At 72.6% G+C, this 23,795-nt stretch carries 19 protein-coding genes and 1 pseudogene; 13 read left to right on the top strand and 7 right to left on the bottom strand.

All coding sequences use genetic code 11. The annotated features are described in order from the left end of the window. Positions 1–28: 28 nt before the first annotated feature. A pseudogene (locus AB0J08_RS28875) lies at positions 29–393 on the top strand (transposase); the annotation flags it as partial. Between the two features lie 74 nt (positions 394–467). On the opposite strand, the gene AB0J08_RS28870 reads toward AB0J08_RS28875, so the two are convergent. After that, complete coding sequence (locus tag AB0J08_RS28870; protein WP_360640609.1) at positions 468–1,229, bottom strand: SDR family NAD(P)-dependent oxidoreductase; 762 nt, start codon at positions 1,227–1,229, stop codon at positions 468–470. A gap of 188 nt (positions 1,230–1,417) precedes the next feature. Between AB0J08_RS28870 and AB0J08_RS28865 the strand changes: the two genes are divergently transcribed. Further along, a complete protein-coding gene (locus tag AB0J08_RS28865) occupies positions 1,418–2,290 on the top strand; it encodes a helix-turn-helix transcriptional regulator (protein ID WP_360640607.1) in 873 nt (290 codons plus the stop codon). A 65-nt stretch (positions 2,291–2,355) separates the two neighbouring features. Here the strand turns inward: AB0J08_RS28865 and AB0J08_RS28860 are convergent, their stop codons facing one another. Continuing rightward, complete coding sequence (locus AB0J08_RS28860) at positions 2,356–3,570, bottom strand: 8-amino-7-oxononanoate synthase (protein ID WP_360640605.1); 1,215 nt, start codon at positions 3,568–3,570, stop codon at positions 2,356–2,358. A gap of 225 nt (positions 3,571–3,795) precedes the next feature. On the opposite strand from AB0J08_RS28860, the gene AB0J08_RS28855 reads away from it, so the two are divergent. From AB0J08_RS28855 to AB0J08_RS28840, 4 genes are all read left to right on the top strand, one after another. Continuing rightward, complete coding sequence (locus AB0J08_RS28855; protein ID WP_360640603.1) at positions 3,796–4,248, top strand: hypothetical protein; 453 nt, start codon at positions 3,796–3,798, stop codon at positions 4,246–4,248. 25 nt (positions 4,249–4,273) lie between these two features. After that, positions 4,274–6,532: a hypothetical protein gene (locus AB0J08_RS28850; protein WP_360640601.1), complete on the top strand. Its 2,259-nt coding sequence runs from the start codon at positions 4,274–4,276 to the stop codon at positions 6,530–6,532. An 87-nt stretch (positions 6,533–6,619) separates the two neighbouring features. Then, positions 6,620–7,309, top strand: coding sequence for a hypothetical protein (locus AB0J08_RS28845; protein WP_360640599.1), 690 nt, complete (start codon positions 6,620–6,622; stop codon positions 7,307–7,309). Positions 7,310–7,376: 67 nt separating this feature from the next. Then, positions 7,377–9,869: a DUF3516 domain-containing protein gene (locus tag AB0J08_RS28840; protein ID WP_360640678.1), complete on the top strand. Its 2,493-nt coding sequence runs from the start codon at positions 7,377–7,379 to the stop codon at positions 9,867–9,869. Positions 9,870–9,930: 61 nt separating this feature from the next. Here AB0J08_RS28840 and AB0J08_RS28835 read toward each other — a convergent pair whose 3' ends face one another. Then, positions 9,931–10,761 (bottom strand): hypothetical protein, encoded by an 831-nt coding sequence (locus tag AB0J08_RS28835; RefSeq protein WP_360640597.1) that lies wholly within the window; start codon positions 10,759–10,761, stop codon positions 9,931–9,933. 214 nt (positions 10,762–10,975) lie between these two features. On the opposite strand from AB0J08_RS28835, the gene bioB reads away from it, so the two are divergent. From bioB to bioD, 3 genes are read left to right on the top strand one after another with little or no spacing between them, the layout of a single operon-like run. Further along, positions 10,976–12,199, top strand: coding sequence for a biotin synthase BioB (bioB, locus tag AB0J08_RS28830; RefSeq protein ID WP_360640595.1), 1,224 nt, complete (start codon positions 10,976–10,978; stop codon positions 12,197–12,199). A 23-nt stretch (positions 12,200–12,222) separates the two neighbouring features. After that, a complete protein-coding gene (locus AB0J08_RS28825; protein ID WP_360640593.1) occupies positions 12,223–13,524 on the top strand; it encodes an adenosylmethionine--8-amino-7-oxononanoate transaminase in 1,302 nt (433 codons plus the stop codon). Beyond that, on the top strand, positions 13,521–14,273 hold the full coding sequence (gene bioD, locus AB0J08_RS28820; RefSeq protein ID WP_360640591.1) for a dethiobiotin synthase: 753 nt from the start codon (positions 13,521–13,523) through the stop codon (positions 14,271–14,273). Before AB0J08_RS28825 ends, bioD begins: the two co-directional genes overlap by 4 nt. A gap of 164 nt (positions 14,274–14,437) precedes the next feature. Here the strand turns inward: bioD and AB0J08_RS28815 are convergent, their stop codons facing one another. After that, positions 14,438–15,019, bottom strand: a complete 582-nt coding sequence (locus tag AB0J08_RS28815) for a hypothetical protein (protein ID WP_360640589.1) — start codon at positions 15,017–15,019, stop codon at positions 14,438–14,440. 352 nt (positions 15,020–15,371) lie between these two features. Between AB0J08_RS28815 and AB0J08_RS28810 the strand changes: the two genes are divergently transcribed. Together AB0J08_RS28810 and AB0J08_RS28805 are read left to right on the top strand one after the other, a co-directional pair. Next, the gene (locus tag AB0J08_RS28810; protein WP_360640587.1) at positions 15,372–16,724 is read left to right on the top strand and encodes an NtaA/DmoA family FMN-dependent monooxygenase; all 1,353 of its coding nucleotides are present in this window, start codon (positions 15,372–15,374) and stop codon (positions 16,722–16,724) included. Continuing rightward, positions 16,721–17,971, top strand: a complete 1,251-nt coding sequence (locus AB0J08_RS28805) for an LLM class flavin-dependent oxidoreductase (RefSeq protein WP_360640585.1) — start codon at positions 16,721–16,723, stop codon at positions 17,969–17,971. Before AB0J08_RS28810 ends, AB0J08_RS28805 begins: the two co-directional genes overlap by 4 nt. 20 nt (positions 17,972–17,991) lie before the next feature. On the opposite strand, the gene AB0J08_RS28800 is transcribed toward AB0J08_RS28805, so the two are convergent. Then, positions 17,992–18,429: a GNAT family N-acetyltransferase gene (locus AB0J08_RS28800; protein ID WP_360640583.1), complete on the bottom strand. Its 438-nt coding sequence runs from the start codon at positions 18,427–18,429 to the stop codon at positions 17,992–17,994. 123 nt (positions 18,430–18,552) lie between these two features. After that, complete coding sequence (locus tag AB0J08_RS28795) at positions 18,553–19,248, bottom strand: 50S ribosomal protein L11 methyltransferase (protein WP_360640581.1); 696 nt, start codon at positions 19,246–19,248, stop codon at positions 18,553–18,555. A gap of 358 nt (positions 19,249–19,606) precedes the next feature. On the opposite strand from AB0J08_RS28795, the gene AB0J08_RS28790 reads away from it, so the two are divergent. Beyond that, a complete protein-coding gene (locus AB0J08_RS28790) occupies positions 19,607–20,785 on the top strand; it encodes an ROK family protein (protein ID WP_360640579.1) in 1,179 nt (392 codons plus the stop codon). 123 nt (positions 20,786–20,908) lie between these two features. Here the strand turns inward: AB0J08_RS28790 and AB0J08_RS28785 are convergent, their stop codons facing one another. After that, positions 20,909–21,682 (bottom strand): GntR family transcriptional regulator, encoded by a 774-nt coding sequence (locus AB0J08_RS28785; protein WP_360640577.1) that lies wholly within the window; start codon positions 21,680–21,682, stop codon positions 20,909–20,911. A gap of 284 nt (positions 21,683–21,966) precedes the next feature. On the opposite strand from AB0J08_RS28785, the gene AB0J08_RS28780 reads away from it, so the two are divergent. Then, positions 21,967–22,773 carry an exodeoxyribonuclease III gene (locus AB0J08_RS28780; RefSeq protein WP_360640573.1) on the top strand — a complete coding sequence of 269 codons (807 nt, stop codon included), beginning with the start codon at positions 21,967–21,969 and terminating at the stop codon, positions 22,771–22,773. The last annotated feature ends 1,022 nt before the right edge of the window (positions 22,774–23,795 follow it).

Raw genomic sequence — 23,795 nt, 5'->3', positions numbered from 1 at the left:
CCGCCCTCTGTGATCACCGGGGAGACCTGTGCCTGCGCTGCCATCCTGGCCGACCGAACCGCTCTGGGACCAATTCGCTGTTGCCGCAGCGGCCCGAGTTCGATCCGGCCCACCCGTTGGGCTACCACCGGCGCCGGATCGGTGACCGGCTCGTCTTCGACAAGCTCCTTCAAGTCCTCCGGTTCGGCTGCTCCTACGAGGCGATCGCGGACTCCGCCTGCTCGGCCACGACGATCCGCAGCCGCCGCGACGAATGGATACGCCCGGGCCTGTTCGCCGAGTTGAAGCAGATCGCGCTCGACGCCCATGACCGCATCGTCGGTCTCGTCCTCGACCAGATCGCCGTGGACGGCGCCATCACAAGGCCCTGGCGGCGGCGAAGCGCCCGGACGCGAGGCGGCGATGTCCTCGACGAGGCGAGGGCGATCGGCCGACTTGAATGGCGGTCCAAAGGGCGAACGGCTGTGTCAGCCTTGGCGGCCGGGGAGCATGGTCAGGGCCTGGGAACGCTGTGCGACGAGGTCGTCGTAGGTGCCGTCGCGCTCAGCCCAGCGATGCATGAGGACCCGGTCGACCAGGATCTCCTCAGGGGTGGGGTCCTGCGAGAGCAACTGCATGACCTCGGCGCCGAAGTCGTCGAGCGGCAGTGCGAGCGGGTTCACTTTCTCCTGTCCTGCCGTGGCGACGGCCGGGGGGACGAGCTCGACGACGCTGACGCCGGTGCCGTCGAGTTGTGCGCGCAGTGCCTCGGAGTAGGCGTGCACCGCGGCTTTCGAGGCGGCGTAGGTGGGCATGGGCGGGAACGGCAGGAAGGCGATGCCGGAGGTGACGGTGATGAAGGTGCCGACGCCGCGTTCGACCAGGTGCGGGGTGAAGGCATCGATGACGCGGATGGTGCCGACCAGGTTGGTGTCGATCGTCGTCCGTGCCGCCTCGAAGTGCGCGGAGTCGCGCAGGTCCTCCAGGAGCATGACGCCCGACATGGTCACCACGGTGTCCAGTTCGGCGTACTGGGCGAGCACGGCGTCGCGGGCACGTGCGACGGAGACACTGTCGGTGACGTCGATGCCGAAAGTGCCGAAGCCCTCTTGGGCGAGTTCCGAGAGTGCCTCCGGGCTACGGCCGCCAACAGCCACGGTGCTGCCCGCTGCGGCGAACCGGCGGGCCAGTTCTCGCCCGATGCCCGAGGTCCCGCCGACGATGAGAACGGTGCGGTTGGAGAGATCCACGAGATCTTCCCTTCAGTTCAGGGCGCGACGGCGTTTAGGCTCGCGGCGCATTCAGCGATGGTCCCTGTCCTTCACAAACAGTGATGCCGCAAGTCTTGACGGCATCCGCCGGGCGTGGCAGGGCCCCCGTCTTCCCTGGTCCTGCCAGGGCCCCCTCTGAAGTGCGCGCACCGCATTACGGTGTCGGTATGAAGGATGAGCAATCGGACAACCGGCTCGGCAGCTACCTCCGCGCCCGGCGTGAGCTGGTCTCCCCGGTGCAGGCGGGGCTCCCGTCCGGCGGCAACCGCCGCGTCCCAGGCCTGCGCCGTGAGGAAGTCGCCCTGCTCGCCGGAATCAGCGCCGACTACTATCTGCGCCTGGAACGGGGCCGCGACAAGAATCCTTCTCCTCAGGTCCTCGAATCACTCGCGCGTGTCCTGCACCTCGACGACATCGAGCGGACGTATCTGCTCGGCCTCGTGGCAGCCCGCCCAAGGGCGCCGCGCCGCAAGCGGCCCGAGCAGGTACCGGCACGGGTGCACCAGTTCCTCGCCCACCTTCAGATCCCCGCGTTCGTCGAGGGACGCGCCTTCGACGTCCTGGCCTCCAACCCGATGGCCGTCGCGCTCTCCCCGCGACTGCGGCCCGGTGAGAACCGGCTGCGTTCCCTCCTCCTCGACCCCGAGGAACAAGCCTTCCACCAGGACTGGACGAAAGCCGCCGCCGGCTTCATCGCCACCCTTCGCACCACCATCGGGGACGACACCGACGATCCCCGGTTCGTCGAACTCGTCGGAGAACTCGCACTGTCCAGCCAGCGGTTCCGCACCCTGTGGGCCCGACACGACGTCCGCAACCTCGACGGAGGCACCACCACCGTCAACCACCCAGTCGTCGGTGAACTACGGCTCCACCGCGACAAGCTCCCCGTAGGCGACGTCATCCTGGTCGTCTACTACCCGGACAAGGACAGCGACAGCGACGAGAAACTGCAACTCCTCGCCGCACTCTCACGCACCGAACCTACCGACACGGCACGCAGCAGGCCAGCAGACACCGGGCACCCGAAGACGCCCTGACAGCCAGGACCCGCGTGCGGTTGGACGGGATGCGGTCAGGCCGTGTGGGGTCAAGCCGTGCGCGGTCAGACGGTGTGCGCGCCCGCCGGCGCGAGGGAGGCGATGATCCGTACCGCGTCGGCGATCTGATCGTCCGTCAGGTCACCCCGGGCGGTGAGCCGCAGCCGGGAGACGCCGTCCGGGACGGAGGGCGGGCGGAAGCAGCCGACGGCGAGCCCGGCCCGGCGGCAGTCGGCGGCCCAGGCGACGGCGGCCTCGGGGCCCGGCGCGCGGACCGAGACGACCGCCGCGTCCGGGCTGGAGGCGTGCAGCCCGGCGGCGGTGAGCCGGGCGGCCAGGGTGCGGGCCACCTCGCGGGCCCGCTCGGCGCGGTGCGGCTCGGCCCGCAGCAGGCGCAGCGCGCCGAGGGCGGCGCCGGCGGCGGCCGGGGCCAGGCCGGTGTCGAAGATGAAGGTGCGCGCCGTCTCGGTGAGGTGGCGGATGACCCGGCGCGGGCCGAGCACCGCGCCGCCCTGCGAGCCGAGCGACTTGGACAGGGTGACGGTGGCGACGGTGTCCGGCTCGCCGGCGAGTCCGGCGGCTGCCAGGGCGCCGGCACCCCCGGGGCCGAGCACGCCCAGCCCGTGCGCGTCGTCCACCAGCAGCGCCGCGCCGTGGGCGCGGGCGGCGGCGGAGTGTCCGGACAGCGGGGCCGCGTTGCCGTCGACGGAGAAGACGGAGTCGGTGACCACCAGAGCCCGGCGGTGGGTACGTTCGGCCAGCGCGGCGCGGACGGCGTCCGGGTCGCTGTGCGGGGCGCGGTGGACGTCGCCGCGGGCGAGCCGGCAGCCGTCGATCAGCGAGGCGTGGTTGTAGGCGTCGGAGACGATCAGGGTGTCCGGGTCGGTGAGCGCGGTCAGCGCGGCCAGGTTGGCGGTGTAGCCGGAGGAGAACACCAGGGCCGCCTCCACCCCGCAGAACTCGGCCAGCTCGCCCTCCAGTTCGGTGTGCAGGGCGGTGGTCCCGGTGACCAGCCGGGAGCCGGTGGCGCCGCCGCCCCAGCGCAGCGCGGCGTCGGCGGCGGCCCGGGTGACGGCCGGGTGACGGGTCAGCCCGAGGTAGTCGTTGCCCGCGAGGTCGAGCACCTGATCCTCGGCCGGGCGGCTGCGCAGTGTGCGGGTGAGGCCCGCCCGGGCGCGCAGCTCGGCCGTCTCGTCGAGCCAGTCGAAGACGGCGGCGGGGGCGGGAGCGGCGGCCGCCGGGGTGAGGACGGGCGATTCGGACGCGGTGCGGTGGGCCATGTCCGGCACTCTGGCACGGCGGGCGCGGGACGGGCAATGTGCGGAACGGCACATGTTCGGGGCGCCATTCATGTTCCGTTCAGCTGGAATTCATATCAATGAAGCCATCGCTTCGCGTTCATTGCCGCGATTTCGCAAAGAACCTAAAGGATTTCCCAAGGATTATCGACCATCCACTCGATCAGTTACGCTCCCCCAGCGATCTGACATGGGGGGATGACGCAGATGGCAGACTTGGAATTCGAACGCCGAATGAATCCGTGGCTGTTCGACAGCTCGGGCAACCTGACCGCGGACGCGAAGAAGCAGTTCCCGGACCTCGCCGCGGCGGCCGCCGGCACCACGGCCCCGGTCACCGTGGCGGCGAGCGGCGGCGGGCAGACCGTCACCACCAATCCCGGCCTGCTCCGGACCGCCGGTAACAACGCCGCCGCCCTCCAGGGCTCCGTCCGCACCGAATGCGGCCAGCCCTGGGAGCACGTCAACAGCGCGGTCTCCTCGCTGATGGGATTCGACCTCTGCGCCGGGCTCAACAACGCCTGGAGCGTCTGGCAGGAACAGACCCACACGCTGGAACTGGCCATCGGCACGATCGGCCGGAACCTGCAGACCACCGCGCAGAACTACGAGGCCACCGAAGCCTCGATCCACAGCCAGTTCGCTCAGCAGCACGACTGAGGCCCCGGGGAAGATCCAGACCACCATGGTGACGTTCAGCCAGCTACAGCACCTCGACCTCGCCGCGCTCAACGGAGCCGCGGGCGACTTCGAGGCCATGGTCCGCAAGTGGGACCTCTCGACCAAGATGCAGAACGAGGTCATCGGCCCCGTCCAGCAGTCCGGTTGGCACGGCCCCAGCGCCGACGCGGCCGCCGGGTCACTCACCCGCACCCGCGACCAGATCCACGCCGCCTTCGAGGAGGCCTCCGCCATCGCGCGGACCCTGCGCGAGGCGCACGACGAGTTCGCGGCCGCCAAGAAGGACCTCCAGACCGCCGTCCAGCACGCCGGCGACAAGGGCCTCACCGTCGACGCCGAGGGCGGCGTGCACTGGCCGCCCGCCACCGACCCGGCGGACAAGAAGGACCCCGACTACGCCAAGGGCCAGCAGTCCAACGCCCAGGCCGTGGCCGAGGAGATCGGCAAGGCCCTCGACCGCGCCACCGAGGCCGACACCGCCGCCACCGCCGCCCTCGCCGGCGACACCGGTACGGACTCCAACGCCTTCAACAGCAACCCCGTCGGCAGCCTCGCCGAGGCCGAGGCCAAGCAGGCCTCGCAGATCCTGAGTCTCGGCTCCAAGGCCACCGACGCCCAGCTCGCCCAGCTCCAGACCCTGCTCCAGCACCACGGCGGCGACCCGCGCTTCGCCGCCGCGTTCTACGGCGGACAGGACCCGGCCACCTTCCTCGCCTCCTACGGCGCGATGGCGCAGAGCGGCGACTTCGCCAACAGCCCGGCCCGCAAGGAGGCGATCAAGGGCATCCAGGACGGGCTCGGTCTCACGCTGGCCACCGCCACCGACAGCCACAAGCAGCCGCACGTCTCCGACGAGTGGGAGCAGCGGCTGCGCAAGGCCGGCGGCGAGCAGATCCCGCTCGCCCCGAAGGCCAACCCGAAGTCCAGCCCCTACGGCTACCAGATCCTCGGCAACATCCTGCGGCACGGCGACTACGACCCGTACTTCATCAACCCGATCGCCGAGCACGTCACCCAGCTGACCAACGAGAACCCGGGCCGCTGGGACGCCGTCGCGGCGATGCACGGCTCGCCGTTCCAGGAGTTCCAGTTCACCGGCGTGCCGGACAAGGACGGCAACGTCCACGGCTTCAACCCGATGTCCTCCGTCCTGGAGGCGCTCGGGCACAGCCCGGAGGCGGCCACCAGGTTCTTCAGCGACCCGCCGACCACCTACAACCCGGACGGCTCGGTGAAGAGCCACGGCGGCGAGAACACGTACTTCGACATGCTCACCGACAGCGGCGAGCGCTCCCTGCTGCGCGACATGCCCTACCCGCTGCGCCCCAACCCCGGCACCGCCGACGCCTTCGAGGTGGGCGCCCTCGGCCACGCCCTGGAGGCGGCGACGACGGGCCGGGCGTACGACGACGAGAAGGGCGAGCTGCCGCCGCACACCAAGGAGATGGGGTCGGTCATGCAGCAGACCGTCCACAAGTTCGGCGACAAGGACGCGGCAGGCCTGCTGTACGGGGACGACGCGTTGTTCGGCGAACTCAACGGCAGCCTGGGGAAGATGACCGGCGCGTACATGGGCGACGTCCAGCACGCCGTGGACGGCTCGTCCGTCAAGCTCCCGGCCACCGGCGTTCCCACCGAGCTCGGCAAGGAGGACGCGCAGCGGCTCGTCGTCACGCTCGGCCGTGACCCCGACGCCTACGCCTCGATCGCCACCGCCCAACAGGCCTACACCACCGCGGCGATCAACGACGTCATCGTCCATCGCGCCGATCACGGCGACCTGACGGCAGCCGTCCAGAACGTCGTCAGGCCGGGCGGCGAGATCACCGGCCTGCTGACCAGCGCGATGGTCGACGAGGTCTACAACAAGCACGCGGTCGCCGACGCCGAATACAACGAGGCCGTCGACAGCAAGCGGGAATGGGCCGGGTCGATCTGGGACATGACGGCAGGGGCAGCCCTGGAGGAACGCGCCCCGGTCGCCGGCCCGGTGGTCAACGACGTGGTCAACCAGATCATGGACGGCATCGCGGACAGTTACCACGTGGACTCGCACAGCCAGGCGAGCAACGAGGCCCTGGAGGCCTACAACAAGGCCGTCACCGGTGCGCAGGGCTCCGTCGAGCAGGCCATTCGCGATGCCGCCGCTCGCCAGAACATGGACCCGCGGACCATCAACGACCTCGCCCCCAGCGCGGCGGGCAAGATCAAGGACGGCTACGGCAGCGGCCGCGACACCTACGGGGTGATCCAGCATGCCTGACCCCGGACACTCCGGCCGTCCCGGCTCCGTTCTCCCGGCGGCACCGCCCGTTTCCGAAACGACCGACGACAGCGCTGCGGAGTCCTGATGACCGAAGAGACCGAAGTCCCGCCCAGTCCCGGCACCGCCCAGGCGGCCATGGCCGAGGCAGAGGCCCGCCAGGCCCGCCGGCGGCGACAGCTGGCCGTCGTCGCGCTGCCGCTCGTGGCCGTGGTCGGGGTGACACTGTGGGCCTGGAAGCCCTGGCAGTCGGCGGAGCTGCCCGACCGTGCCTGCTGGTCGACGGTCACCCGGGCCGATCTCGCGCCGCTGGCAGGGGCGGACGGAGAGGCCACCGCCGACGAGTCCGGGGTCCTCTCCAACGGGAAGGCGGCCTCGTGCGCCGTCCTGTGGAACGGGCAGAAGGGCAATCCCCTCCTCCACCTGTCGATCCAGCCGCAGGACGAGGGGGCACTCACCTACGTCCAGCACCTGGCCGCCGACCCGACCCGCCCGAACCGTCCCCGGCCGCTCGACTTCGGCCCCGGGACCGCGGCCGTCATCACCGACGACGCCAACGTCCAGCTGGTCTACCGGTGCACCGGCGAGGGAACGAGCAGCCGACCGGTCCGCCAGGTGCTGGTCAGCGGTGGTCCGGTGTCCGGTGACGGCTACAGCCCGGAGGTCCGGGCGGCCCACGTCGACCTGGCTCGGCGTCTCGCCTCGGCCGCGATCGACGCCGAGGGCTGCCGTACCGGGGTACGGGTGAGCGCCCCGCCCGCCGTTCCCGGCAGGTGACCGGCCCCGGGCTTTGCCGGGGGTGGACGCGAGCAGGCAAGATAGCCGGGTGACCCTCCTTGATCTGATGCCGAAGCCCGCCACTCCCGACGCACTGTACGAGACGTTCGCCGCCTGGGCGCAGGAGCGCGGGATCACGCTGTACCCGGCGCAGGAGGAGGCCCTGATCGAGCTGGTGTCGGGGAACAACGTCATCCTCGCGACGCCGACCGGTTCGGGCAAGAGCCTGGTGGCGGCCGGCGCGCACTTCGCGGCGCTGGCGGAGGGCAAGCGGACCTTCTACACCGCGCCGATCAAGGCCCTGGTCTCGGAGAAGTTCTTCGACCTCTGCAAGATGTTCGGCACCGAGCAGGTCGGCATGATGACCGGCGACGCGAGCGTCAACCCGACCGCGCCGATCATCTGCTGCACCGCCGAGGTGCTGGCGCAGATCGCGCTGCGGGACGGCGCCCGGGCCGACGTCGGTCAGGTCGTCATGGACGAGTTCCACTTCTACGCGGAGCCGGACCGCGGCTGGGCCTGGCAGATCCCGATCCTCGAACTCCCGCAGGTGCAGTTCCTGCTGATGTCCGCGACGCTCGGTGACGTCCGCCGCTTCGAGGAGGACCTGACCCGCCGCACCGGGCGGCCGACCACGGTGGTCCGCTCGGCGACCCGGCCCGTCCCGCTCTTCTACGAGTACCGCCGCACCACCATGCACGACACCCTGGAAGAGCTGCTGAAGACCGGTCAGGCCCCGGTCTACGTCGTGCACTTCACGCAGAAGGAGGCCGTCGAGCGGGCGCAGTCGCTGATGAGCATCAACATGTGCTCGAAGGCGGAGAAGGACGCCATCGCCGACCTCATCGGCAACTTCCGATTCACCACCAAGTTCGGCCGCAACCTGTCCCGCTTCGTGCGGCACGGGATCGGCGTGCACCACGCGGGCATGCTGCCCAAGTACCGCCGACTGGTCGAACGGCTCGCCCAGGCGGGGCTGTTGAAGGTCATCTGCGGCACCGACACGCTCGGCGTCGGCGTCAACGTGCCGATCCGCACGGTGCTGTTCACCGCGCTCTCCAAGTACGACGGGGTGCGGGTGCGGGTGCTGCGCGCCCGGGAGTTCCACCAGATCGCCGGCCGGGCCGGGCGGGCCGGGTTCGACACCGTCGGGCAGGTCGTCGCCCAGGCGCCCGAGCACGTGATCGAGAACGACAAGGCCGTCGCCAAGGCGGGCGACGATCCGAAGAAGAAGCGCAAGATCGTCCGCAAGAAGGCGCCGGAGGGCTTCGTCGGCTGGTCCGAGGAGACCTTCGAACGGCTGATCGCCGCCGACCCCGAGCCGCTGGTCTCCCGTTTCAAGGTGAGCCACGCGATGCTGCTGTCGGTGATCGGCCGGCCCGGCAACGCCTTCGAGGCGATGCGCAAGCTGCTCACCGACAACCACGAGGAGCGCGGCGCGCAGCGCCGGCACATCCGCACCACGATCGCGATCTACCGCTCGCTGCTGCAGGGCGGCGTGGTCGAGCGGCTGCCGGAGCCGGACGCCGAGGGCCGGATCGTCCGGCTCACCCTCGACCTCCAGGAGAACTTCGCGCTCAACCAGCCGCTCTCCACCTTCGCGCTGGCCGCCTTCGAGCTGCTCGACCCGGCCTCGCCCTCGTACGCGATGGACGTCGTCTCGGTGGTCGAGGCCACCCTCGACGACCCGCGCCAGATCCTCGCCTCGCAGCAGAACAAGGCGCGCGGCGAGGCCATCGGCGAGATGAAGCGCGACGGCATCGAGTACGAGGAGCGGATGGAGCGGCTCCAGGAGATCACCTACCCGAAGCCGCTGGAGGAGCTGCTCACCCACGCCTACGAGGTGTACCGCCGGGCGCACCCGTGGATCGGCGACCACGAGCTGCGGCCGAAGTCCGTGGTCCGCGACCTGTACGAGCGGGCGATGACCTTCACGGACTACGTCGGCCACTACGACCTGGCGCGCACCGAGGGCATCGTGCTGCGCTACCTGGCCGGTGCCTTCAAGGCCCTGGAGCAGACCGTCCCCGACGACATCAAGACCGACGACCTCAAGGACGTCATCGCCTGGCTCGGCGAACTGGTCCGCCAGGTCGACTCCAGCCTGCTGGACGAGTGGGAGCAGCTGGCCAACCCGACCGACCCGCAGGCCCCCGAGGTCACGCTGGACGACAAGCCGGCGCCGGTGACGGCCAACGCGCGGGCGTTCCGGGTGCTGGTGCGCAACGAGCTGTTCCGCCGGGTCGAGCTGGCCGCGCTGGAGCACTACGACGCCCTCGGCGAGCTGGACGGCGAGTACGGCTGGAACGCGGACCGCTGGGCGGACGCGATGGACGGGTACTGGGAGGAGTACGACGACCTCGGGACCGGCCCGGACGCGCGCGGTCCGAAGATGCTGCTGATCGAGGAGGAGGACTCCTCCTGGAAGGTCCGGCAGATCTTCGACGACCCGGCCGGCGACCACGACTGGGGCATCAGCGCCGAGGTCGACCTGTACGGCTCCGACGAGGAGGGCCGGGCGGTCCTGCGGGTCACCGCGGTGGACCGGCTGGACGGCTGAGCACCCGGCCCGGACGGGCGACCGGCGGCGGGGCCCACCCGGGGTGGGCCCCGCCGCCGCGTCACATCCAGACGAAGGGCGCGCCGGCCGAGTAGGAGATCGCCCGGGTGGCCTCGTCGAGCGCCTGCTCGGCGACGGGCGCCGCGGTGATCGGGACGCCGGCCGGGGTGGAGACGACCGGAGCGGTGGGCGGGGCGCTGTGCGGCTCGACCGGCCGCGAGCTGGTGACCGTCACGTAGTGGCCGACCTCCTCGACGCGCTGCTCGGAGCCGGGCCTGGCGGCGGTGCCGGCGGGCTGGGCGGGGGCGGCGGAGGCGTCCTGGAGGATGAAGGCGAGCGCGCCCGGCTTGGCCCGCAGGGCCTCGGCGGCCCGCGCGGCCGCGGCCTGGTCGGGGAACCGCAGCAGGGTGACGCTGGAGAGCACCGGCTTGTCCTGGCCGGCGAAGCTGACGGCGAGGTAGGCCTGGCAGCCGCTGTCGCGCAGCAGGTCCTGGGTGCGGTCCTGGAGGGTCTCCGAGCAGTTCTCGCCCTGCCGGACGCCGGAGCGCCTGCCCTTGTAGCCGCCGACCTCGATCAGCCGCTGCGCGGGGAAGAGGGTGTCGACGTTGAGGCCCTCGGGGTCGGTCGCGGCGCGCGGCGGCGGGCTGCCGACCACGGGCGGGGTGCTGGAGGCGTCCTTGCTGGCCGGGCCGAGGCCGGGTATCCAGTCGCCGGGCGTCGGACGGGTGATGATCCAGCCGCCGGCGGCCACCACGCCCACCACCACGACCCAGCTCACGACCCGGCGGGCGCCGATTCTCCCGGCCGGCCCCCGGTAGGCCCCGGCCGGCCGGCCGACGGCGTGCTGTTCCTGGTCACCCGATGACGGGGTGCGCTCCCCCTGCGTGGTCATGGTGCAGATTCTAAGCAGTGCGCGGGTGGCGCAGATCACGGGGGCGGGCCGTTGACGATCACTCGCCCTACCGATCGGTAACCGCCGTCGGCGGCGACGTGACCTGCACCACTACCGTGAGCTGCGACACTGTGACAACTCGCACATCCTCCCGGGGATCTTCTGGTGGGTTTCCTCTGGCGTCGCCCGACGGCCAGCAGGCAGGATCAGCCCCATGGATCTGCTCGATACCCTCACCGCCAAGGGCCTGCGCGGGGAAATCCCCACCCGCGAGGAGGCCCTGGCCGTCCTCGCCACCACCGACGACGAGCTGCTGGACGTGGTCGCGGCCGCCGGGCGGGTGCGCCGGCAGTGGTTCGGCCGCCGGGTCAAGCTCAACTACCTGGTGAACCTGAAGAGCGGGCTCTGCCCGGAGGACTGCTCGTACTGTTCGCAGCGGCTGGGCTCCAAGGCCGAGATCCTCAAGTACACCTGGCTGAAGCCGGACCAGGCCGCCGAGGCGGCCAAGGCGGGCGTCGCCGGCGGTGCCAAGCGGGTCTGCCTGGTGGCCAGCGGACGCGGCCCGACGGACCGTGACGTCGAGCGGGTGGCCGACACCATCTCGGCCATCAAGGACGCCGACCCGGCCGTCGAGATCTGCGCCTGCCTGGGCCTGCTCTCCGACAACCAGGCCGAGCGGCTGAAGGCGGCCGGCGCCGACGCGTACAACCACAACCTCAACACCTCCGAGGGCACCTACGGCGACATCACCACCACCCACACCTACGCGGACCGGGTGGACACCGTGCAGAAGGCGCACGGCGCCGGCCTGTCCGCCTGCTCCGGCCTGATCGCGGGCATGGGCGAGAGCGACGGGGACCTGGTGGACGTGGTCTACGCGCTGCGCGAGCTGGGCTCGGACTCGGTGCCGGTCAACTTCCTCATCCCGTTCGAGGGCACCCCGCTGGCCAAGGAGTGGAACCTCACCCCGCAGCGCTGCCTGCGGATCCTGGCGATGGTCCGCTTCGTCTGCCCCGACGTCGAGGTGCGGATCGCGGGCGGGCGCGAGGTCCACCTGCGCTCGCTGCAGCCGCTGGGCCTGCACATCGCCAACTCGATCTTCCTCGGCGACTACCTGACCAGTGAGGGCCAGGCCGGCCAGGCCGACCTCGACATGATCAAGGACGCGGGCTTCGATGTGGAGGGGGCCGGCGAGGCCACCCTGCCCCGGCACCGGGCCGACGTGGCGGCGGCCGCCGAGGGCAGCGCGTGCGGCACGAGCGGCGGCTGCGGACCGTGCGGCGGGCACGCCGCGCCGGCCGTCGAGGAGACGGTGGCCGCGGCGGTCACCGAGGCCGAGGAGGACGCCGCCGGGGCGAACGCCGACGGCGGGCTGCGCAGCGACCTCGTCCGGGTCCGGCGGCGCGGCGCCGGTACCGAGCTGGCACCCAACGCCTGACCGTTCCCAGCGAAAGACTCACCATGGCTCAGCTGCCCCATGACACCCTCCTCGCCCTCGACCGGGCGCACGTCTGGCACCCGTACGGTCCGATGCCCGGCACCGTCACCCCCTACGTCGTCGAATCGGCGTCCGGGGTGCGGCTGCGGCTCGCCGAGCCCGTCGCGGGCCGACGCGAGCTGATCGACGGAATGTCGTCCTGGTGGGCGGCGATCCACGGCTACGGGCACCCGGTGCTGGACGAGGCGGTGCGGGACCAGCTGGGCCGGATGAGTCACGTGATGTTCGGCGGGCTCACCCACGAGCCCGCCGTCCGGCTGGCCGCCCGGCTGGTGGAGATCACCCCGGAGCCGCTGCGGCACGTCTTCCTGGCCGACTCCGGCTCGGTGGCGGTCGAGGTCGCGATGAAGATGTGCCTGCAGTACTGGCAGTCCGTCGGCCGGCCCGCCAAGCGACGGCTGCTCACCTGGCGCGGCGGCTACCACGGGGACACCTTCCACCCGATGTCGGTCTGCGACCCGCAGGGCGGCATGCACCACCTCTGGGGCGGCGTGCTGCCCGGCCAGCTCTTCGCGCCGCAGCCGCCGGCCGGCTTCGACGCGCCGCTGGCCGCCGGTTACGCCGCGGACTTCGCCGCGCTGGTGGAACGCCACGCGGACGAACTGGCCGCCGTCATCGTCGAGCCGGTGGTGCAGGGCGCGGGCGGGATGCGGTTCCACTCCCCCGCCTACCTGCGGATGCTGCGCGAGCTCTGCGACCGGCACGGGGTGCTGCTCGTGTTCGACGAGATCGCCACCGGGTTCGGGCGCAGCGGCGCGCTGTTCGCGGCCGACCACGCGGGCGTCTCGCCGGACGTGATGTGCCTGGGGAAGGCGATGACCGGCGGCTACCTCACCATGGCGGCCACGCTCTGCACCGCCGAGGTCGCGGACGGGATCAGCCGGGGCGAAATGCCGGTGCTGGCGCACGGGCCGACGTTCATGGGCAACCCGCTGGCCGCGGCCGTCGCCAACGCGTCGATCGACCTGCTGCTCGGCCAGGACTGGCAGGTCGAGGTGAAGCGGATCGAGGGTGGCCTGCGGGACGGTCTGGCGGGCGCCGCCGAGCTGCCCGGGGTCCGGGACGTGCGGGTGCAGGGCGCCATCGGCGTCGTGCAGCTCGACCACCCGGTGGACGTCGGGGCGGCCACCGAGGCGGCCGCGCGGGAGGGCGTCTGGCTGCGGCCCTTCCGGGACCTCCTCTACACGATGCCGCCGTACGTGACGCAGGACGAGGACGTGGCGCGGATCGCCGCGGCCGTGACGGCGGCGGCGGTGGCCGGATGAGCGCGCGGATCCTCTTCGTCACGGGCACCAACACCGAGGTCGGCAAGACCGTCGCCACGGCGGCCGTCGCCTCGGCGGCACTGCGCGCCGGCTCACGGGTCGCGGTGCTGAAGCCGGGGCAGACCGGCCTGGCCGCCGGTGAGCCGGGCGACGTCGACGACGTCCGGCGGCTGGCGGGCGCGCTCACCACGCGTGAACTGGCCCGCTACCCGGAGCCGCTGGCACCGAACACGGCGGCGCGGCGGGCCGGGCTGCCCCCGGTGTCGCCCGCCGAGGTGGTGACCGCGGTCACCGAGCTGGCCGCGACGCACGACCTGGTCCTGGTCGAGGGCGCCGGCGGGCTGCTGGTGCACTTCGACGACGAGGGCCGGACCCTGGCGGACCAGGCCCGGGCGGTGATCGGGGCCGGGCTGGCGGCGGAGGTGCTGCTGGTGGCCTCGGCTGGGCTGGGCACGCTCAACATCGTCTCGCTCACGGCGGAGGCGCTCCGGGCCCGCGAGCTGCCGCTGGCCGGGGTGGTCGTCGGCTCCTGGCCGCAGCTGCCCGGGCTCGCCGAGCGCTGCAACCTCGCCGACCTGCCGCGGTCGGCGGGTGCGCCCCTGCTCGGCGCCCTGCCGGAACGCGCGGGCGCCGCCGCGGACTTCGCCGCCCTGGCCGCCGCCTCGCTGGCACCGGAGCTGGGCGGCACCTGGGACGCCCGGGCCTTCGCCCGGACCCATGAGCCGGTCGCCGGCCAGGCGGTGTCCTAGCTCCTGGCGCCTCGAACGCGGGCGGGCGACCCCGGGACCGACCGGGCCGCCCGCCCGCGCCATGACGCTGCGCCCCCGGTGTACTCCCCGGTGTGCCCGGGTGCTCCCCGGGGGCGGCGTGGTGTCGGCCGCAGTGCGGCGCGGTGGGCCCGCGGTTCCCGCCGTCAGCCCTTCGCCGCGGGACCGGACCGGCCGAGGGTGAATTCGAGGTTGGGCCGCTCGGCCTTGGGGGCGTTGATCCGCAGCGTCGTGTACTCACCGCCGCTCAGTCCGCCGAGTGTCACCGTGGCAGCGGGCGCGGCGAGGCCGCCGGCCGCGTTCCCCTCCCACAGCCGGCCCGTGGCGGTGGGGCTCAACCCGCCCCAGCCCGTCCAGACCAGCCCCGACAGCAGCGCCGCGCCCTTGCTGCACGCGAGGCTGAAGGACGTGGGCGCGGTGAGCGGCTTGCCCTCGCATCCGTAGATCACGGCGTCCGCCGCGGCCGGCTCCGACGGCGTCCCGGCGGCCGAGGCGGACGGCACGACGCCCGGCGACGTCGGCTGCGGTACGGGCGGCACCGGGACGGTGGGCGACGAGGAGGCGGTGGACGTCGCCGTGGCCGGGGCCGTGGGCCGTACCGACGGTGCCGCGGCCGTCCCGGTGCTCGAACAACCCGCGACCGCGAACAGCAGCGCGAACACCCCGGTGGCGAGACCGGCCGTGCCGCGCCGCCGCCCCACTGCCGTCCCTGCGGCTTGGCCTGCCATGGTCCCCCCGTTGCCCGGTGTTCGTCGATCCACTCGAAGAAGTCCGCCCCAGGGTACCCGCACCCCGGCCGGGCGCGACGGCCGATCCACCGATCCAGCTGGCGGGCACGGAGGTTGAGTCGGCGTCACCCCGCCCTGCCGCTCCTTCGCGGCGCCCGGTCACGGCGCACCGGTCGGGGCGCACCGGTCGGGGCGCACCGGTCGGGGCGCACCGACGCCACCCGCCCCGGACCGGAACGGCTGTTCGTTTCCGTCCGTGAACAAATCGTGGATCTTGTTGCCCCGCGCCGCCGACCGTGCACAGGATGGGTCGACCCTCGACCGGGGGGCTGACAGGAGGCGATCAACCGTCGTGCCCGGTAAGCAGATACACCTCGCCGTGTTCTTTCCCGGGATCGGGAGCGGCACCGTCTGGTCCGACCCCCGGGCGGGGAGCCAGATCGACTTCGACTCGTTCCGCCACCTCGCGCAGACCGCCGAGCGCGGTAAGTTCGACTTCTTCTTCCTCGCCGAGGGGCTGCGACTGCGCGAGCACAAGGGCGAGATCCACGAGCTCGACGTGGTCGGCCGGCCGGAGGCGCTCACGGTGCTGAGCGCGCTGGCGGCCGTGACCGAGCGGATCGGCCTGGCCGCGACCGTCAACTCCACCTTCAACGAGCCGTACGAGGTCGCACGGCGGCTCGCGACGCTGGACCACCTGAGCGAGGGCCGGGCGGCCTGGAACGTGGTGACCAGCTGGGACGAGTTCACCGGGGAGAACTTCCGCCGGGGCGGGTTCCTCGCCGAGGCGGACCGCTACTCCAGGGCCGCCGAATTCCTCCGGACGGCGCGGGAGTTGTGGGACAGCTGGGCGCCCGACGAGCTGCCGCCGGACCAGCCCGGCGGGCGGTTCGTCCGGGCCGGGGCGGGTGAGTTCGCCCACCGGGGAGAGCACTTCGACATCGCCGGGCGGTTCAACACGCCCCGGCCGCCGCAGGGGCACCCGGTGGTCATCCAGGCCGGCGAGTCCCCGCAGGGCCGGGAGTTCGCCGCCTCCGACGCGGACGTGATCTTCAGCCGGTACGGCCGGCTCGACGAGGCGCGGGAGTTCTACCGGGACGTGAAGGGCCGGCTCGCCGCCCACGGCCGCGCACCGGAGGAGCTGAAGATCCTGCCGGCGGTGTCGTACGTCCTCGGCGACACCACCGAGGAGGCGCACGAGCGCGCCGCCGACATCCGCCGGGCGCAGATCGGCCCGGCGACGGCGATCGCCCATCTGGAGGCGATCTGGGGCCGTGACCTCTCCGACCACGATCCGGACGGCCCGCTGCCGGACGTCGAACCCGACCCGGAGAGCCTGCTGCTCAAGGGGCACGCGATGGTCCGCGGCGACCGGGCCGCGACCGCCCGGAAGTGGCGCGAGCTCGCGAAGGAGCGCGGACTGAGCATCCGGGAGCTGGTCGCCGAGGTCACCGGGCAGCAGACCTTCATCGGCACCCCCCGCGAAGTCGCCGACGCGATGGACGAGTTCGTCCAGAGCGACGGTTCGGACGGCTTCGTGATCACCCCGCACCTCACGCCCGGCGGGCTGGACGAGCTGGTCGACCGGGTGGTGCCGCTCCTCCAGGAGAAGGGCGTGTACCGCACCGACTACACCGGCAGCACGCTCCGCGACCACCTCGGGTTGCGGGCCCCCCGGCGACAGACCCAGGAGACCACCTCGTGACCCGGCAGCACCGGCCCCCGCTCCACCTCGCCGTCGCCCTGGACGGCGCCGGCTGGCACCCCGCCGCCTGGCGCGCCGACGGCGCCCGGCCCGGCGGGCTGTTCACCCCCGGCTACTGGGCCGAACTGGTCGCGGAGGCGGAGCGCGGGCTGCTCGACCTGGTGACCTTCGAGGACTCACTCTCCGTCCAGTCCGCCGACCTCACCGGGCCGGACCGGCGGACCGACCAGGTCCGCGGCCGGCTGGACGCCGTCCTGGTGGCGAGCCGGGTGGCACCGCTCACCTCCCGGATCGGGCTCGTCCCCACCACCAACGTCACCCACACCGAGCCCTTCCACCTCTCCACCGCCATCGCCACGCTGGACTTCGCCAGCCGGGGCCGGGCCGGCTGGCGGCCCCAGCTCTCCTCCCGCGCCGACGACGCGGCCCTCTTCGGGCGCCGCACCACCCCGCAGATCACCGCCGCCGACGTCGGGGTACCCGGCGGGATCGCCCGCCGGCTGCGGCCACTGTTCGACGAGGCCGCCGACGCGGTCGAGGTGGTGCGGCGGCTCTGGGACAGCTGGGAGGACGACGCGGAGATCCGCGACACGGCCACCGGACGGTTCATCGACCGCGACCGGCTGCACCCCGTCGACTTCAGCGGTGCGCACTTCAGCGTCCGCGGCCCGTCCATCACGCCGCGCCCGCCCCAGGGCCAGCCACTGGTCGCCGTCCTCGCGCACGCCGGCATCCCGTACGAACTCGCCGCGCGGGGCGCCGACCTGGCGTTCGTCACCCCGCACTCGCGCGAGGGTTCGGTCACGGCCCTGGGCGACCTCGCGGCGGCGAGGACGACGGTCGGCCGGCCGGCCGACTTCCCGCTCAGGGTCTTCGCCGACCTGCTGGTGTTCCTGGACGACCGGCCCGGCGCCGCCGCCGAGCGCAAGGAGCGCCTGGACGACTTGAACGGCTCACCGCTGCGCTCGGACGCCGAGATCTTCACCGGCACGCCCTCCGAACTCGCCGATCTGCTGCTGGAGCGGCAGGAGGTCGGGCTGGACGGTTTCCGGCTGCGCCCCGGCGAGCTGCCGCACGACCTCGTGGCCGTCACCCGCGGGCTCGTCGCCGAGCTCCAGCGGCGGTCCGCCTTCCGCACCGGCTACACGGCGGACACCCTGCGCGGCCACCTCGGCCTCGCCCGCCCCGCCAACCGGTACGCCGCCGATCGGGGTGTCGCGGATCGGGGTGTCGCGGACCCGAGCTGACGGGGTGCCGGTGCCTGACGTCAGGCGTCCAGGGCCTTGACCCAGCGGGTCCACTGCGGCTGCGGCCCGTAACCGGCCGTCTGCCAGGTGCGCTGTCCCCGGGCGTTGTCGTCGAGCACCATCGCGTCGGCGCGGCGGCCCCCGAGGGCGCTGAAGCGGGCCTCCGCGGCGGCCAGCAGCGCCGCGCCGATCCCCCGGCGGCGGTACGCCGGGTCGACGGCGAGGCGGTAGAGGTGGCAGCGCCAGCCGTCCCAGCCGGCGATCACGGTGCCGACGACGGTCGCCGGGTCGTCGGCGGGGGTGGCGACGATCAGGCACTCCGGGTCGCGCCCGAGCAGGGCCGCCACCCCGTCGGCGTCGTCCGTGATGCTGGTCCCCTTGGCCGCGCGCGCCCAGAGCGCGAGCAGGGCGGGGATCTCGTCGGGGGTGGCGGTGCGCAGCGCGATCTCGGTGGTCATGCCGGTGTGTCTACCAGGGCGCCCGGCGCGACCGCCGGGAATTTCGCGGTACGGGACCGCCCCGGCCCCGGCCCCGGCCCACCGCACCCGCTCTCACGCGGCATCAGCCGGTCTCGCCCGGTCTCAGCCGGCCGGAGCGGCGAGCTCCCAGACGGTGGTCGTCTTGAGCGCGGCGTCCTCCAGGTCCGCCACGACCGGCACCCGGTACGCGGCCAGCTCCGTGAAGCGCCCGCGCGGCAGGTACGCCCGCCCCGGGTCGCCGACGATCACCACCGCGCCGCGCGCCCGGGCCCGCTCCAGGAACGGCAGGAACCGCGCGGCCATCGCCCGCTCGTAGAAGACGTCCCCGGCCAGCACCACGTCGGCCGGAGCGCCGTCCCCGTCCAGGAGGTCCTCGACCGCCGCCGCCACCCGGACCCCGTTGGCCTCCGCGTTGATGCCGATGGCCGCCACCGCGTAGGCGTCGATCTCGGCGGCGCGCACCGAACGCGCTCCCCGCATCGCCGCCGCGATCGCCACCAGCCCGGACCCGGCCGCCAGATCGAGCACCGTCCGCCCGGCCACCACCTCGGGGTGGTCGAGCACATAGCGCGCCACGCCGACCCCGCCCGCCCAGGCGAAGGCCCAGAACGGCGGCGCCAGTCCCACCTCTCCCCGCACCGACTCGGTGGTCTCCCAGAGCTCGATGGCGTCGTCCGCCATGTGCAGGCTGATCTCGGGGACGAAGGGCACCGGCGCGGGGCTGGTCTCACTCCGCACGAAGTCCCGGTCGGACAGCACCACCGCACCCGGACGACCATCGCGCGTCTCGTTCAACATGACCGCAGCATAGAGGTTCCCCGGTGGCCGGCCGCGCGCCCGACCGCGGCGGCCGGGGCACCGGCCGCCGGTGCCGGCGAGGTCGCGGGAGCATCCCGTGACGCGCTGGAACCCCGGACCACGCACGGCCACCCGGTGCGTACCATTTCGATACCGAAGCCTGGATGAGCTGCGGAGATGCTCGCCCGCCGGGCCGGGGCCCGGGTAGCATCCGGCACGAGCCCTCCGGGTCTGGTGCAGGCGGCCCAGCGCTGTCGTGCCGCGTTCCGGGCGGCGGACTCTCGCGGGACATTCGGTGGTCACCGCGCACTCGGCACCGCGCGCCAGGGCTGTCGCGCGAACGGCGAAGGGCAGCGTCTTGGCGGATCGGCTCACCGGAGGAGACTCCTCGCTGCTGCGGCGTATCAACGCGGCGGTCACGCTTCGGGCGCTGCGGGCCGGCCACTCGGTGACCCTCACTCAGCTGGTCGGGGACACCGGGCTGTCCCGGCCCACGGTGGAGGGCGTGATCGAGGGGCTGGTCGAGACCGGCCTGGTCGCCGAGGTGGACCAGCCCCAGAACGGCGGCCAGCCGGGCGGCGGCCGGCGCGGGAGACCGGCCCGCTGGTTCCGCTTCCGCGCCGAGGCCGGACACATCCTCGGCGTCGAGATCGGCGTGCACGACCTGCGGGTCGTCCTGGCCGACCTGACCGGCCAGGTGGTGGGCAGTCACTTCCGCCCGATCGAGGAGACCCTGGACGCGGAGGAGCGCCTCAGCGCCGTCCGCACGGCGGTCGCCGAGGTGCTGCGCAAGGCCTGCGTCTCCCGGGACAACCTGTGGGCGGTCGGCGTCGGCACCCCCGGCATCGTGGACCGCGACGGCACCGTTCAGCTCGGCACCGCCATGCCCGGCTGGACCGGCCTGGACCTGGGCGCCCGGCTGCGCCGCTCGTTCCGCTGCCCGGTCATGATCGAGAACGATGCCAACCTGGCCGCCATCGCCGAGCACTGGCAGGGGGCGGCGGTCGGCGCCGACGACGTCGTGTTCGTCATGGCCGGCCTCAGCCCGGGCGCCGGCTCACTCATCAACGGCCGCCTGCACCGCGGCTTCGGCGGCGCGGCCGGCGAGATCGGCGCGCTGCACCTGCTCGGCCAGGAGGTCACCCCCGAGCGCCTGCTCTCCACCACCGGCAAGCCGCTCAACCCGCTGGACGAGGCGGCCGTCGCCCGGGTGTTGAAGCTCGCCCGCGAGGGCGACGAGGTGGCGAAGATCGCGACGGACCGCTTCCTGACCCGCCTGGTGCAGAGCGTCGCCGCCCTGGTGCTGGCGATCGACCCCCAGCTGGTGGTCGTCGGCGGCTGGGCCGCCGGCCTCGACGGCGTGCTGGAACCGCTGCGCGAACGCCTCGCCCAGTTCACCCTGCGCGCGCCCGAGGTGGCGCTGGCCGCACTCGGCTCGGAAGTGGTCGCGATGGGCGCCCTGCGGGTGGCGCTCGACCAGGTGGAGGAGCAGCTCTTCGCCGTCGACCCGCCGACCGGCGGCGTCCCCCGGGGGTGACGCCGGGTCCGCCCGGGGTGGCCCCGGGCAGGCCCCGGTCCGCCCCGCACGGGTCTGGAACGGCCCAGGCCCGGATACCTGTGGGGTGTCCGGGCCTGGGCCTGAGGGTGTGCGGGAGATGGTTCAGGAGGCGGTGCGCACCTCGGTGGTGGCCGCGACGGGAGTGACCTCGACCAGGCCGGTCTCGCCGAAGGTGAGCTTGCAGGTGTCGGCGCGGTAGGTGGAGACGGCCAGCGCGACCAGGCGGCCGCCGGCCGCGTACTGGGTGGTCATCACCAGGACCGGCGAGCCGGGCGGGCGCTCCAGCAGGGCGGCCTGCTCGGCCTCGGCGACGCCCAGCTCGACCGAGCGGGACTCGCCGTCGACCTCCAGCCGCTCCAGCTGACGCAGCACCGAACGGGCGCGGTCGCTCTCGGCACGGAAGCCGGGCAGGTGCGGCAGCGCGGAGGCCGGCACGTGCAGCGACTCGGTCGCCACGTTCTGGCCCTGGAGCATGCGGACCCGGCGGACGGTGTGCACGGTGGCGCCCTCGGCGATGCCGAGGCCCTTGGCGAGCTGCGGCGTGGCCGGGGCGGTGGTGCAGTCGACCGTTCGCCACGCCTGGCTGCGGGCGGTACCGGGCCAGCCCTCCTCGTGGCGGTTGACCGGCACGCCGACCCGGGGGGCGGCGATCAGGGTGCCGATGCCCCGGCGGCGGACCAGCCGGCCCTCCAGCTCCAGTTGGTCGAGCGCCTGGCGCAGGGTGGCCCGGGCCACGCCGAAGCGGGCCGACAGCTCGCGCTCGTTGGGGAGGATCTGCCCGGTGGAGAACTCGGTGTCGATCGCGCGGAGCAGCACCGTGCGCAGGTGCCAGTACTTCGGTTCCGGTACCGCCGTGAGCTGCCCTGTCGTTCCCACCGTGGCCTCCACCCTGCTTTGTCCGCCCTGCCGAAAGGAGGGCGGACCCGGCCCGCTGTCCGCTGTTGCGGCAGGTGGGAGAGCGGGCTTTATCCGTCCTTCTTTATTAAAGGTCTTTGCAGTAAGTGACCCTAGGGGCTGTCTCGGGAGATGGTCAAGACCAATGACGGCGGTTGGCGCGGATGTCGCGCGGATTCATGCCGCGTTCACGACAGACCGACATCCGGACGCCGCCCGACCGCGTCGACCCGCGGGTCGGACGCCCGGCTCGGTAGGCTGCCCGGGTGATCGTGGTGACGAGTGTGAACGTGAACGGAATCCGGGCGGCGGCCAAGAAGGGCTTCGTCGAGTGGCTGGCGGCCACCGAGGCGGACGTGATCTGCCTGCAGGAGGTGCGCTCGGAGCCCGAGCAACTGCCCGCCGAGCTGCGCGACCTCGACGGCTGGCACGCGGCCTGGGCGCCGTCCTCCGCCAAGGGCCGCGCGGGCGTCGCCGTGCTGTCGCGGCGGGAGCCGGAGCGCACGGTGGTCGGATTCGAATCGGCGGAATTCGACAATTCGGGCAGATATCTCGAAATCGACCTGCCGGGGCTGACCGTGGCCAGCCTCTACCTCCCCTCCGGCGAGGTCGGCACCGAACGCCAGGAGGAGAAGGAACGCTTCATGGCGGAGTTCCTGGTGCACCTCGGAAAGCTGCGCACCCGAGCCGCCGCCGAGGGCCGGGAGGTCGTCGTCTGCGGCGACTGGAACATCGCCCACCGTCCGGAGGACCTCAAGAACTGGAAGGCCAACCAGAAGTCGGCCGGCTTCCTCCCCGAGGAGCGCGCCTGGCTCACCCGCGTCTACGAGGAAGCCGGCTACGTCGACGTCGTCCGCCGCCTCCACCCCGACCGCACCGGCCCCTACTCCTGGTGGTCCTACCGCGGCCGGGCCTTCGACAACGACTCGGGCTGGCGCATCGACCTCCAGGTCGCCACGCCGGGCCTGGCCGCCAAGGCCGTCGAGGCCTACGTCGAACGCGCCGCCTCCCACGCCGAGCGCTGGTCCGACCACGCCCCTGTCACCGCAGTCTTCGACCTGGCGGTTCACTGAGGCTCGCCAAGGACCGGTCAGTCGCTGTTGGTTGACTCGCTGTCACCGACAATCCGCACTCACCCGCCCATGCGCGGGCAGGGCGTCTTCGCGTGACACCGAGTCGGCCGACGGCCGTGCGGTTGACGGCCCGAGACCGCCCGAAAGGTTTGTAAAGAGCTGCTCGACTCCCAAGGTGCGCAAACGGCCGAAGCGGTACACGAACGCCGAGTCCGCAGAGCTCACGTAGCCACTGATCGGCCACATAGTCGCGATGCTGGAGCAGGAGGTGCGCGAGGCTGCAACCTCCTCTGCTCCCCGAGGCACCGACTGCCCAGACATCCCGGCGCCGTCAGCCTGCCTGCGGGTTGCCAGCAGGTTCAGGGGCATCGCGCCGAGTGCGGACTCGGGCCGCGCGGGATCCCGTTGCGACGGAGCAGCGGAAGCTCCGGGAGACCAGGGACCGACGTCAGCCACCACGCACCGGCGGCGGTAGCGAGTTGTCACCTTGGCCTGCTCCAACTCGCCTGCAGCATCGTCTGCCTGCGGAAGCCTGGGACCTCAAAATAATCTGGCCCATCAACTTCAGGTGCACCGCCGACTCTCTTCGATCGCTTTCAGCCCCCGACCGTACGAGTTCGAGCTGTACTACGACCTGTAGAGGGCTCTCTGACCTGCGGGAACGCTGTCTTCGGACCCGCCGTCGACCGTCTGCCGACTCGCGATGTGAAATGAGAGTGAAACGGAGAACGGGCCTGCAGAGCGCCCGAGCCCGTCAGTTTCCTGTGCCTGGCCGGCAGGCGGCCCTCGCCGGACGGAAGCCGGTACCGAGGATGTTGTTGCGCCGCGCCGAGTTCGATCTGTACTAGTGCAGCGCCGCATTGATCCTGCGCGGGTCAAGTGGCCTTGAGTGGGGTGCCGTCGTATGTCCAGCGAAACGGCCGGGCTTCGTCGTTGTAAGCGATGGTGAAGTCGCGGATCTTGTCGATGAGGTCGCCTCGGGAGGTGAACTCGCCCCGGCGGAGGAGACGGCGGGCGAGGAT

The sequence above is a fragment of the Kitasatospora sp. NPDC050463 genome (assembly GCF_040655255.1).
Lineage (GTDB): Bacteria > Actinomycetota > Actinomycetes > Streptomycetales > Streptomycetaceae > Kitasatospora.
This window is presented reverse-complemented; position numbering and strand designations above follow the sequence as displayed.

Excerpts from the sequence above, each read along its gene's own strand:
- AB0J08_RS28865 (WP_360640607.1), top strand. The coding sequence starts at position 1,418 with ATGAAGGATGAGCAATCGGACAACCGGCTCGGCAGCTACCTCCGCGCC.
- AB0J08_RS28860 (WP_360640605.1), bottom strand. The coding sequence starts at position 3,570 with ATGGCCCACCGCACCGCGTCCGAATCGCCCGTCCTCACCCCGGCGGCC.
- AB0J08_RS28855 (WP_360640603.1), top strand. The coding sequence starts at position 3,796 with ATGGCAGACTTGGAATTCGAACGCCGAATGAATCCGTGGCTGTTCGAC.
- AB0J08_RS28850 (WP_360640601.1), top strand. The coding sequence starts at position 4,274 with ATGGTGACGTTCAGCCAGCTACAGCACCTCGACCTCGCCGCGCTCAAC.
- AB0J08_RS28845 (WP_360640599.1), top strand. The coding sequence starts at position 6,620 with ATGACCGAAGAGACCGAAGTCCCGCCCAGTCCCGGCACCGCCCAGGCG.
- AB0J08_RS28840 (WP_360640678.1), top strand. The coding sequence starts at position 7,377 with ATGCCGAAGCCCGCCACTCCCGACGCACTGTACGAGACGTTCGCCGCC.
- AB0J08_RS28835 (WP_360640597.1), bottom strand. The coding sequence starts at position 10,761 with ATGACCACGCAGGGGGAGCGCACCCCGTCATCGGGTGACCAGGAACAG.
- bioB (WP_360640595.1), top strand. The coding sequence starts at position 10,976 with ATGGATCTGCTCGATACCCTCACCGCCAAGGGCCTGCGCGGGGAAATC.
- AB0J08_RS28825 (WP_360640593.1), top strand. The coding sequence starts at position 12,223 with ATGGCTCAGCTGCCCCATGACACCCTCCTCGCCCTCGACCGGGCGCAC.
- bioD (WP_360640591.1), top strand. The coding sequence starts at position 13,521 with ATGAGCGCGCGGATCCTCTTCGTCACGGGCACCAACACCGAGGTCGGC.
- AB0J08_RS28815 (WP_360640589.1), bottom strand. The coding sequence starts at position 15,019 with ATGGCAGGCCAAGCCGCAGGGACGGCAGTGGGGCGGCGGCGCGGCACG.
- AB0J08_RS28800 (WP_360640583.1), bottom strand. The coding sequence starts at position 18,429 with ATGACCACCGAGATCGCGCTGCGCACCGCCACCCCCGACGAGATCCCC.
- AB0J08_RS28795 (WP_360640581.1), bottom strand. The coding sequence starts at position 19,248 with ATGTTGAACGAGACGCGCGATGGTCGTCCGGGTGCGGTGGTGCTGTCC.